The organism is Clostridium neonatale, assembly GCF_001458595.1.
In the GTDB taxonomy this organism is placed as follows: Bacteria; Bacillota; Clostridia; order Clostridiales; family Clostridiaceae; genus Clostridium; species Clostridium neonatale.
Genome location: NZ_LN890327.1, coordinates 364,850 through 376,916 on the forward strand (window position 1 = coordinate 364,850; position 12,067 = coordinate 376,916).

Below are 12,067 nucleotides of genomic sequence, written 5' to 3' on the forward strand. Positions count from 1 at the left end.
TAGCAGATTAGAAATTGAAAGAAAATAAATAGGAGGAAATGTTAAATGAAACGACCATATATATTCTGTCATATGATGACTTCTTTAGATGGTAAGATTACAGGATCTTACATGAATACACCAGAAGGAAATTTAGCTGGAAATGTATTTTATGATATTGCATTTGGAAAGAATGCATACTATAAGCATCAAGGATGGTTATCAGGTAGAGTGACAACGGATGATAACTTTACATTTTATGAGAAGCCAGATTTAAATGAAAATGATCCAAAAGTTCCTGAAGGAGATTTTATTTCTGAAGTAGATGCAAATATGTATTATGTATCTGTTGACCCATCTGGAAAATTGGGGTGGAAGAAAAATACATTAACTTATGTAGATACAACTGCACATGTTCTTGAAATTTTAACAGAAAAAGCTTCAAATTCATATAAAGCGTTTTTAAGACGTTTGGGGATTTCTTACATAATTGCAGGAAAAGATGAATTAGATTCTGAAATGGCGATGAGAAAATTATATAAATTTGGTCTTATGTCAATATCTTGGACACAAAGAGTCAAACTTTTTTTATGCTGCACTTCTAGCTAATAATTCACATTGATCAGGAGTCATATAATTAATAGAAGAGTGTAGTCTTTTTTTGTTATACCATGCTTCAATATATTTAAAAATAGCTATATTAGCTTCTTCGAAGGTACGGTATGTATTTCTATATATTTCTTCCTTCTTTATAGATGAATGAAAAGATTCTATACAAGCATTGTCATATGGACAACCTTTCTTACTAAATGATTGTGTAATATTAAGCTTTTTACATATTTCCTTTAAATCATTACTAGTGTATTGAGAGCCTAAGTCAGTATGGAATATTAACTGCTTATTTTTATCCGGGCTTTGGTTGTAATGGGCGTTTTTTAAAGCCTTAACAACTAAATCATTAGTCATTCTTTTACCGAAAGCGTAGCAAATTATTTTTTTAGAATGTAAGTCAAGAACAGAAGCCAAATAGCACCAACCATCTTTGATAGTATGAATATATGTAATGTCTCCTACCCATTTTTCATTAATAGAAGTGGTCGTAAAATCTCTTTTCAAAACGTTTTCTAGACCTTCTACTACTTTTTTATTTGAATGAGGTTTGTATTTTTTGACAGTTATTGCGCAAAGATCAAGGTCCTTCATTCTTCTTTGAACTCTTTTCAAAGAGACGTTAAAGCCTTCTGTACCAAGTATATGATGAATCCTAGGAGCACCATATATACCTTTATTAGCTTTATATATCCTTATAATAGCTGCTTTTAATGCCTCATTTTCTAGTTTTCTTATAGATTTAGTTTTGTCAAGAGATTTATAATATGTGCTTCTGGCTACGCCCAGAACGGAACACATAGTCTTAATATCATAGTTGGTTTTATTGCTGTCTATAAATTCTATTACTTCATCTAATTTTTTGTTGCAAATATGGCCATAGCTTTTTTTAAGATTTCATTTTCCTCTTTAATTCTTACCATTTCTTTTTTTAGTTCTTTAACTTCTTTTAATGTCATAACTTCATTTTCATCTACTTTAATTTCTTTTACATCTTTAATCCAGCCATTGATTGTTGATCTTGCAATGCCATATTCGCTACTTAGCTCTGCTAAGCTAATTCCTGATTTAAATAAGTCTACTATCATATCTTTATATTCTTGATCATATCTTCTGCCCTTTCCCATATATGGACACATCCTTTCTAACTAAATATTATTTTACTTAGTTCGACTTAATGTGTCCACTACTTTATACTAACATCAAATTCCTTATTATGTATTCATTGAAAGAAGTTTGTCAGCTTTGTAACATGACATATGATACTTTGAAATTTTATTGTAATAAAGGATTAGTACCTAATGTTAAAAGAGAGAAAAATAATTATCGAATTTTTGATGATAACAATATTGGTTAGTTAAAAAGTCTATCTTGTTTAAAAAAATGTGGTATGAGTATCGAAGAAATAAAAGAATATTTGGATTATTGCTTACAAGGGTAATCAATAATTTCTGAAAGAAAAGTAATTTTATCTCAAAAGAGGGAAGCACTTATTGAGCAAATGAAAATCATACAAGAATATATTGATACTAAACAGCAATTTTATGACGATATTTTAGATGGCAAGATAGAGTATAAAAGCAATTTGATTGTTAAATAAAAGGCTCATAGCCGTTTGTGATTGTTACTTATCTATTATGAGTAAATTTACGATAGCTATAAGTCTTTTTATATTTTAGGAGATAAAAGGGAGTGAAGAGCAAGCAACAGATACAACAATAAAAGCAATCAAAATGGGATTAGATAATGAATCAATAAGTAATCTCACATGACTTACAGAAAAGGAAATAAATATGCTTAGAGAGCTCAAAATAATTAGAGGACTAAAGAGGATATTGAGGTGACCCCAAAAAGTTAGACCCCAAAAACGACCTCCTAATCGTTAGATTTTTTGGTCTAACTTTTGGGAGTCGGTTCAAGGTCAATACCTTTTTAGATTTATAAATAGAATATTGACCAGGTGGTCTATAGATGATATGATTTATAATAGTAGACCACCTGGTCAATAAAAGGAGGATAATATGAGTGAAAGAGAGTGTCACACAAGTGTGAAAGAAAGAATAATCAATATAGCACTTGAAGAATTTGCACAAAATGGATATCAATCAGCATCTACAAATGTTATTTGTAAAAAGGCTAAAGTATCAAAAGGATTACTTTATCATTATTATGGATCTAAGGAAAATCTATATTTATCTGTGCTTAGATACTTTATTGATGAATTTAAAGAAAATATAACTATATATATTGAAGATAGTAATAAAAAGGGAATTGATTATATAAGTGAATACTTTAATGCTAAATTTAAATTTTTTGGAGAAAACCCACAGTACTCTAAACTTGTTTTAAATTTATTATTAAACAACAATATAGAAGGTGCAGAAATATTAGCTAATGAGTTTGAAGAGTATAATAATGTTCTTTTATATGAGATTATAAAGAACATAGATTTTAATCCTAAATTTAATAGAAATAAAGCATTTGAATTAATAGTTATGATAGGTTCAAAGTTAGAAGAAAAACATATGAAAGATATAGAATCTAAGGATAAACATATTGTTATAGAAGAGTTTAGAAAAGACCACAAGATAATGTTAGAAATGGTCTTTGAAGGTATTGATAAATAAAAGGAGGAATCTAGGTGATAAAAGGAATTGTATTATTAGCTTTATTTACAATTTTTGCGTTAATAATTGGTAAACTAGTTTCAAAAATTAAGTTACCATCTATACTTGGGTGGCTGATAACAGGTATGATAATAGGTCCACACGCACTAAATTTTATGAATAGTAGTATTATGGATGCTCAGTGGTTTCATGTTTTAAGTAATATAGGAGAAGTGTTAGTTGGAATGCTAATAGGTACTGAACTTGTACTAGAAGAACTTAAGAAGTCAGGAAAGCAAATAGTTATTATATGCCTATTTGAAGGTATGGTAGCATTTATAGTAGTTGCAGTTGCATTTTTTATATTTGCAGATATACCATTTTCTATAGCTTTAGTTTTTGGAGCAATTGCATTAGCAACAGCGCCAGCACCATCTTTATCAATTGTGAAAGAGTACAATGCTAAAGGGCCGGTTGCAAAGACTTTAATACCACTTGCTGCATTAGATGATGTGCTAGCGTTACTAGTATTTTTCATAGTTATTGGATTGGTTTCAGGAAGTATGACTGGTGAATCAATAAATATTATTTCTATTTTAATGATGATAATATTACCACTTGCTATAGGAACAGCTACAGGTGTTGTAGCAAGTAAAATTTTACGAAAGAAGAGCTCTAAAGGAGAAACGATATTAAAAGTTGCATTATTTGTATTAGTTACTGTTATTATTGGCAGATATGTAAATGAAAATATATTATCAATAAATTTATTATTATCAGGTATATCATTCTCTGCTATTATTGCCAATACAGTTGAAAAAGAGAGATTACATGAAATAATGGATGGAATTAATCCTATAATAAGTATAGCATTAGTTATAATGGTAATAGATTTAGGAGCACCATTAGATTATAGCTTAATATTTGGCGCAGGCCTTCTTACTGCTATATATATAATAGCTCGTGGAATAGGAAAAATATTAGGTGCTTATGCAGGTGGTAAGTTATCAAAAGCTGAAGATAATGTATGTAAATACTTAGGTCTTTCTCTTTTACCTCATTCTGGAGTATCGCTTATATTTACTGGGATAGCAGTAGAAACTTTAATGCCATTTGTACCAGAGTATGCAACGATGATACAAGGTACTATTGCAGCAGCAGCTGTTATAAATGAAATTATAGCTGTATTTTTAGCTAAGCAAGCATTTAAGATGGCAGGTGAACTTAAAGTTCAAGAAGAGATTAGCTTGGTATAAATGTAGAGAAGAATTGATTAATATTGGTGGTTTTTTTGTGCCTTTTCCTGCATAATGCGGGCTATGATGCCCAAAAATATTGAAAAATATATAAAAGATATAGTAAAATAAGGATGTATATCATTTAATATGCCGACTGGTTACAACAAAATAGTTTTTATGTTGTCAGTCAAAAAATATATATAGAAAGGAAGATACAATGAAGAAATACAGAAAACAGTGGTTCAGCGGCCTGTTGGCAGCCTCTGTGCTGTTCTCTGCACTTCCTGTGAACGCACTGGCGGTAGAGATACAGAACGCTGGAGGGTTATGCGAACATCACCCAGAGCATACGTCAACATGCGAATATGTGAATGATGTGCTGGGAACACCATGTAATCATGAGCATACTGAAGAATGCTACACAGTTAAGACGGACTGTACTCATGAGCATACGACAGAGTGCTATCCTCAAGATAGCGTATCTGGCAATGATGATACTCAATCTGATGCAGAGGAGAAAGAGCCAACTGCATGTACACATGAGTGTAGCGATGAAAGTGGCTGTATCAAAAGAGAATTAAACTGTCAGCATCAGCATGACGGAGATTGTGGCTATACCCAAGGTACTCCGGGAAGCCCTTGCACCTATGTGTGTGCAATCTGCAAGGGTCAGGACGACAAGCAGGAAGAAATCGAATGTACATGTACCACTCTATGCAGCGATGAAGCCATCAATGAGGACTGCCCGTTGTGTGGTGTGAAGGACGCTGACCTGAGTCAATGCACTGGCAATGAGGCTGAGCTCGATACTAATACTGATACTGAGGATGATACTGGTATTAGCAATGATGATGAGATCGATAACAGCGAGGAATTAAATAAGTTATTTCTTGAAGAATTAGCTGATGGTGATTCTGTAACAGTTTCAACTTCAGCAGAGTTTGAAAAAGCTTTGGCCAAAGGTGTTGATGAAATCATTGTAAATGGAGTAATTACGATTACAAGTGGAACAGGGTCTGATATGGATTTAAATCCTATAAAGTTTCCAGCAGGTATAACAATAGATGGAAAAGGCTCTGGAAATTTGGTGATACGTTCTCCTATACAAATTGATGGAGATGATGTTACATTTAAGGATATAGAAATGAATTTCATATCGAGTGATGCTCTTGGCGGCATACCTCATCGTGAAATATTTTTAGCAGGGCATACTTTAACCCTTGATAATGTTAACTGCTATACTGATGGTGCCAGCGGATCATTAGGTGGTTTTGGAAGCTCAGAAGATGAATTGCTTCCAACTGTTTATGCTGGAGGGTATCATGGAACAACCATTAACGAAAATGGTGCTGAGCTTAATATTATAAATTCAAATGATAAAACAAATATAAAGGCAATCTATGCTGGACATGATGAAGGCAAGTTCAATATGGTACCATATTACGGAGATATTAAGTTAAATATAGATGGAAAAACATCTGTACGTGAAGGTATATTTTCTAAGGAAAATACAGGAAAGGTCACTATAAATATAAATGGAAAAAATCTTGCTTCATCCAGAATAAAATATTTTGAAGGCAATGCAAATACAGATATTTTATTTGATGGTATTTCTGCACAAAAAGTTGAAGTTAATGGCATAAATAATATAAAGCTTGTAAATGGTTCGACTTTTGAGCCGATTTCTAAATCTGAAGCATCAATTAATAATATTGAAGTGCCGACAGGAACTGTACTTAACCTTATTTCTATGCCGGGAACTACTATTGCAGGTAACTTTAAAGGCGGGGGTACATTAATACTTGATAAGGACGACTCTTTAGTTATAAAAGGCGAAATCAGCGGGAATACAACGTTTAAAACGTGGGGTGGCTCGCTAGGGCTTGTGGGCAATCTTATTGATGGCAAGTCGTACATAACAAGTGTTTCTGGAAATATATCAGGAACTATAAAGCTTGATGCAGGATATAACAGCAACTATTCTTTGGAATTTGCTCAGAACAGATGGATGGCAAAAAACAATACGCCATCTCATGACAGGGAGTTAGGAAGCTTTAAAATTATATCAGCTCCAAGTTTTGCTGATTTTGAAGTTCTTGAAAAAGAAGCTTTGGATAGTAAGATTGAAAAGTCATATGTATTTGTAACAGAATCAAAAGATATAAATGATGAGGTTTATGTACCAGAGCTTTATGGATATGTACTTAGAGAAGAAGATATTAATAATTTGGATGAAACCCAATGGGGTACAGACATATTTCTTATGGAATCTGATGATTGGAACGGCGAGTATTTTCTTCAATTTGGCACCGAAAATTCCAATATAAGCAGCAAGATCAAGCCGGGAAAATATATAGTACTATTTCTAGCTGAGGAACCTGCTGATCCTAATAATGTCACTGTTGGTGAACTTCTTAAAGCATCTATTGGCAGTGAGAAAATCACAATTTACAAAAATGAAGGACAAGCAACAAAAGAAATCAAAGCTGAAAATATAGATATTATACCAAATCAAAAATTTACAGGAAAAGAGATAAAGCCTAAGGTTAAAGTTGTTGTTGATGGAAACGAATTGTCCGAAGGTAATGACTATATTGTAAAGTATGAGAAGAATATTAATGTCACAACTGGAGAAAATAAGGCAAAAGCTATTGTAGAAGGTATAGGCAGTTACAGTGGAAGTGTAGAAGTCAGATTTGATATTGTTAGAGGTGAAACTCAAACCAGCGGAGCTGTTTCTGCAGAAAAAAAATCGTATGAATATGGTGAAACTGTGAAACTTACATTTACAGCAGAGCCTAAAAAGGATGTAAATTCTGCAATTATGTTAATGAGCCCGTCAGAAAATAAAGCGGATTTCTATTTTGGAAATACACTTTTGGGTTCGGCTGACGTGGTAGATGGCAAGGCGGTGATTTTCTACAATACTGCAAAGCGCAGCATTCCTATTGGAAATGCCGATATTACAGTTGATTTTGGTGGCAGCAGTACACTTGAGTCAGCTAATTTTACAGAAAGAGGCGTATTTACATTAAATAAAAAAATACTTCAGCCAATGGATATTGCAAGTATTTCTTTAAAGGATCTTGTTTATGATGGCGCTAAAAAGCAGACTGAGATAACAGGTATAAATTGGAAAGATGCATCAATTACTGGAATCACTTTTACTGGAAATGCTGAGTTGCCTTCATCAAATGCTGGAACCTATTCTGAAGCTGATATAACTAGCATTGCACTTAAGGAAGAATGTGGAAATTGGTATGACGCAAGTCAGTTAAACACAAAAATTTCAAATGTTAAGATAAGCCCTAATGCTGTTATAAGAAAGGCAGAAAGTAAAGGAACTGTGATTAAAAACCTAACATTTTCCAGTGGCGGTCCAAAGAATTTTGCTTTTGATAAGAGCATAATACCAGACGGATACACGATTGTAAGCGTTGAAGAATTGCACGGGTTAAGCAATTATGGAAGCATTTTAAGTAATGTAAGAGTATCACAAAATGGAATAGATTTTGAAGTTTTAGAAAATGAGGGAAGCGGGTCCATACATGCAGCAATTAAATTCTTAAATCATGAAGATATTCATATTGTGCTTAATGTTGTTAAGACAGGAAAAACACAGGTTACTCCTAAGTACAGCATACCAGATGTGATATACAGCGGAGTTGCGTATGATGCTTGGCATGTTGAAGAATATAAGAGGGAAGATATTAAAGCATCATATTATGATATGACAGAACAAAAAAATCTTGACAGCGCACCTATAAACGCAGGAAAGTACGGCGTAACCCTCAGGATTGAAACAGCAAATGAATTTGGCGAGGTAAGTGGTGAGTTTGAAATAAAACCAAAGCAAGTGGAAATAAAGGCAATTGAAAAAAATATCAAAGTAGACGATATTATTCCTAGTTTGGATAATCCAGTTGAAGGCGTGGATTATGAGTTTGTGTCTGACAGACCGAAGGAAGAAATCGGTGTTATAAGAATGGCCTATGATAAAACACCAGACGCGGGGAATGTTGGCAGATATGAGATATTAATAGGCGTTACAGGTGATAGTAACCCAAACTACTCTGTTAAAACTGAAAGCGCGTGGCTGAATATCCTAAATGGAACAGAAACGCAATATGAAGTTAGAGTAAACGGTGGTCGTGCAGATAAAGTAAAAGCACAGTCTGGTGATAAAGTAACAATTACTGCAGAAGAATTGAAAGGCAGGAAATTTGTACATTGGATTGTGAATAGCAACAATGTACAGTTGTCTGATGTTAACAGCTCAGTAACTACGTTTATCATGCCAGCTGAAGATGTAGATGTGATAGCTGTCTTTGAGGATGATTCTAGCGACGGTACAGGTGATGGCAGTAGTTCTGGAGGCGGTAGCAGTTCTGGAGGTGGCAGCAGTTCCGGAGGCAGCGGAAGTTCTGGCGGAGGTGGAAGCAGTGATTCCACAAGTATTGATCGCCCGAACAATAACAAGCCAAATACTCCAACCATAGGGAAAACAAAACCGATAAAATCGGATATATATGGAAAAGTTTCACTTACAAAAGAAATAGTGTCTGAAGCTGTCTCTATAGCACAGGCAGACGCAATGAAGAATGGTAATATAGAAAACGGCATAGCTGTTTCAGTCCCAGTGGAAATAGATACAAATTTGAACAATGTTCAGATTCCTCTAAACGCCAGCACGTTGGACACACTAATTTCCTCCAATGTAAAACGCTTTACAATTGATGTGAACCGTATGGCTGAGATTAGTTTTACACTGGACACGCTAAAGGAGTTGAATACTCAGAGTTCAAGTGATATTGCGATACAGATTAAGCAGGCAGACGTTTCATCAAATGAAGGAAAAGCAGCTATTGGAAGCCGTCCAGTGTATGACATTAACATACATGCTGTCAAGGAAGGAAAGGAAAATCCAATAACAACCTTGAACGGAAAGACTGTAAGTATTGCAATACCATATACGCCTTCAAATGGCGAAGTTATAGGTAACTTGCATGCAGTCTATGTGGACGGCAGTGGTAAAGTAAATTGGCTGACTAAATCTAGCTATAATGCAGACCAAAAAGCCGTTATTTTTGAAACAGAGCATTTCAGTGTTTATGGAATTGGATACAAGACCGATCTTCCAGCATTTACGGATATTGAAAATCACTGGGCTAGAGAAGATATTGTATTTGCAGCAAGCCGCGGATTGTTCTCTGGCACTAGTGATACTACTTTCAGCCCGGATATGAGCTTATCTCGTGCGATGTTTGTCACAGCATTAGGAAAGTTGGCAGGCATCAACCCTGATAGTTACAAAAAAGGCAAGTTTACTGACGTTGCAATGGATGCCTACTATGCACCATATGTGAACTGGGCAGCACAGAGTGGAATTGTCAGCGGAACAAGCGAGACAACTTTTGCACCTAATAGTAATATTACACGTGAGCAGATGGCAGTCATTATGAATAATTATATGGAAAAGATGGGCTATACCATTCCGAAAACGCTAGTGGTTATGACATTCACAGACGATGCACAGATTTCTTCATGGGCGAAAGACTCAGTAAAGGCGATGCAGCAGGCGGGTATTTTCTCAGGTAAGGCAGGCAACAAAGTTGACCCTAAAGGCTTAGCTACTCGTGCGGAAGCTACCGCAGTTATCCACCGTTTTGTGGAAGTGGTCATAGACCCACAGAGTGCAAATGGATGGAGAAAGAACGACAGCGGAGAATGGTATTACTACAAAGATGGAGAGCAGTCAAAAGGCTGGATATTTGATAATCAGAAATGGTATTGGTTAAACAATTTAGATGGAAAGATGTTTGCCGGTGGTTGGAAGGAAATAGACAGCAAGTGGTACTATTTCTATTCAGATGGATTAATGGCAGCAAACACTATCATTGATGGATATAAAATAGGCGCGGATGGCGCAATGATTAATGGATAACAGCAGAAAAACTGTGGGAGGCAAGGACACATATAATCTTTGCCTCCTTTTTTCTTTTTTATTATAAGGAGAAATCTACTATCAGATCTCTATATTATGCTATTTCTTATAATGGACATATCCTCTCTTAACTAAATATTATTCTGCTTAGTTCTACTTAATGTGTCCACTGCTTTATACTAGCATCAAAGAGTATCTACTATTTTATACTAACATCTAATACAAAAATATCTGAATTTTTCTAATAAACATTATAAAAATTATAAAAAAACATATTTGGTGAAGATATTCACTGAAAAGATTGGTGTTAATTTATATAAAGGTTGATTTTTTTTATTCTTTAGGAAATTATATTCACGAACAATCTGTAGATAAGTTATTTAAAAAAATATTACAATAGACTAATGCATAGTTCCTAAAGAATAAAAAATAGATTATATGCGCCTGGACTTTTCTTCGGTAAGCTCAGAAAATCCAGAGTGCGCTGAAAAAAATCGACGGCTTAAAGGATTACGTTTTATAAAAGCTATTGTATTCTATTGGATTTGTATTTTATGGAAGACTATATCATAGTCGCCTTGGCGATTTTTTTTAATATGAATATTGTTATAATTGCACTTAGTATAATAGTTTGTTTTTATGATTATATATCAGCAATTATATATGGCAATTTATAATTTTTATTATCATTTAATTTTGAATATTTACTAGGTGTAATTCCCTTATATTTTTTAAACGTTTTAATAAAATAGCTTAAGTCATTAAATCCGCAATTATAAGCAATATCTGTTATGGAAAGATCTGTGGTTACAATTTGATAGCTTGCACATTCTATCCTATAATAATTTAAATAATCTATGGGAGTTCGATGAATCATTTCATAAAAAAATTTACAAAAATATTTTGGAGACATACAAATAATCCTAGATAAATCTTCTAAAGTTAAAGGGGAAGAATAGGATTCCTCGATAACTTCTAAAACTTTTTTTAACTGTTTGATTTTTTTACTATCATTTTGAGTATGTTGATAATCTCGAGAATACATTTTATTTTTGTATATATAACTAAATAATTGATATAGCAAGCCTAATGTCATTAATTCAAAGCTATCTTCTCTAAGTTTTATTGTTTTAAATAAATTAGATATGATTTTATTAAAATTAGAATTGGATTTTGGAAAATAATCATTAATAATTATATTATGATTTATTAGATGTTGAATATATTTCATTCCAGAAAAATTGTCTTTTAATAGCATATTCATATTAAAAACAATACATTCATATGTACAATCTTCAGGTTCGGCAGAGTGTAAAATACCATCTCTTATAATAACTATATCGCCTTCTTTTACCAAGATTTCTTTTTGATTCAGATAAATATTAAGTGTACCTTTTAAAACCTTTATTATTTCATATTCTAAATGCCAATGATAGGACATTTTATACCTAGGATGTAATTTGTCTACATAATAAAATTCTATGGGAAAGTCAAAAGTACCTCTTTGCTTAACTTCATTATATTCTGAATATCTCATTACAATTTCTCCTTTAAATAAATATGAATATTGTTATATTTTTTGCCATTATAACACAAGTATTAATTAAATTATAATCGTATAATGAAATCGTAATCAAGAGGAAATTAGAAATAAGTAATATAGTAAAGATTTATATTAAAATAGTTAATAA

Annotated in this window: 7 protein-coding genes; 5 read left to right on the forward strand and 2 right to left on the reverse strand. The window is 33.1% G+C overall.

Features of this window, described 5'->3' with window-relative positions; all coding sequences use genetic code 11:
* Nucleotides 1-45: 45 nt before the first annotated feature.
* Entirely contained in the window at nucleotides 46-588 is a 543-nt protein-coding gene (locus BN2920_RS05165; RefSeq protein ID WP_230132143.1) for a hypothetical protein, read from the forward strand.
* Here BN2920_RS05165 and BN2920_RS05170 read toward each other — a convergent pair.
* Nucleotides 568-1,715, reverse strand: a protein-coding gene (locus BN2920_RS05170) for an IS3 family transposase (protein WP_097919320.1) whose coding sequence is annotated in 2 segments (ribosomal slippage) — nucleotides 568-1,472 and nucleotides 1,472-1,715 — 1,149 coding nt in all. Because the reading frame shifts where the segments join, the coding sequence is not laid out codon by codon here. The genes BN2920_RS05165 and BN2920_RS05170 overlap by 21 nt on opposite strands.
* Nucleotides 1,716-1,804: 89 nt before the next feature.
* Between BN2920_RS05170 and BN2920_RS22460 the strand changes: the two genes are divergently transcribed.
* From BN2920_RS22460 to BN2920_RS05190, 4 genes are all read left to right on the forward strand, one after another.
* Nucleotides 1,805-1,945, forward strand: a complete 141-nt coding sequence (locus BN2920_RS22460) for a MerR family DNA-binding transcriptional regulator (RefSeq protein ID WP_307993310.1) — start codon at nucleotides 1,805-1,807, stop codon at nucleotides 1,943-1,945.
* Between the two features lie 664 nt (nucleotides 1,946-2,609).
* Nucleotides 2,610-3,215, forward strand: coding sequence for a TetR/AcrR family transcriptional regulator (locus tag BN2920_RS05180; RefSeq protein WP_058293951.1), 606 nt, complete (start codon nucleotides 2,610-2,612; stop codon nucleotides 3,213-3,215).
* A gap of 14 nt (nucleotides 3,216-3,229) precedes the next feature.
* Nucleotides 3,230-4,450, forward strand: a complete 1,221-nt coding sequence (locus tag BN2920_RS05185) for a cation:proton antiporter (protein WP_058293952.1) — start codon at nucleotides 3,230-3,232, stop codon at nucleotides 4,448-4,450.
* A gap of 199 nt (nucleotides 4,451-4,649) precedes the next feature.
* Complete coding sequence (locus BN2920_RS05190) at nucleotides 4,650-10,376, forward strand: S-layer homology domain-containing protein (protein WP_058293953.1); 5,727 nt, start codon at nucleotides 4,650-4,652, stop codon at nucleotides 10,374-10,376.
* Nucleotides 10,377-11,019: 643 nt separating this feature from the next.
* Here BN2920_RS05190 and BN2920_RS05195 read toward each other — a convergent pair.
* The gene (locus tag BN2920_RS05195) at nucleotides 11,020-11,913 is read right to left on the reverse strand and encodes an AraC family transcriptional regulator (protein WP_058293954.1); all 894 of its coding nucleotides are present in this window, start codon (nucleotides 11,911-11,913) and stop codon (nucleotides 11,020-11,022) included.
* Between the last annotated feature and the right edge of the window lie 154 nt (nucleotides 11,914-12,067).